This window comes from Mameliella sp. CS4, assembly GCF_019392335.1.
Taxonomy (GTDB): Bacteria; Pseudomonadota; Alphaproteobacteria; order Rhodobacterales; family Rhodobacteraceae; genus Antarctobacter.
The window spans coordinates 1-260 of the sequence record NZ_JAHXRQ010000197.1; the positions used below are offsets into that span (position 1 = coordinate 1).

At 61.9% G+C, this 260-nt stretch carries 1 protein-coding gene; it reads right to left on the bottom strand.

The features are described 5' to 3' along the window. On the bottom strand, window positions 1-260 hold a 260-nt coding region (locus KZZ07_RS27095), incomplete at both ends, for a histidine kinase dimerization/phospho-acceptor domain-containing protein (RefSeq protein WP_370631284.1).

The window sequence follows — 260 nt, forward strand, 5'->3', positions numbered from 1 at the left end:
TCGCGCAGCAGCGGCAACGGGTCCATGACCAGGAAGCCTGAGCGGCGCTGGTGGTCTTCCAGCTCCGAGATCCGCAGCAGGCCCCGAAAGCGCGCCATCAGGGTGTCGGTTTCGGCAATCGCATCGTCGAGTTTCACCGCGTAGTCCGAATCTTGCTCAGCCTCTTGTTTGATGCGGTAAAGCTGCGCACGCAAGCGTGTCAGTGGGGTGCGCAGGTCATGGGCGATGTTGTCGCACACGCCCTTGACCTCGTTCATCAG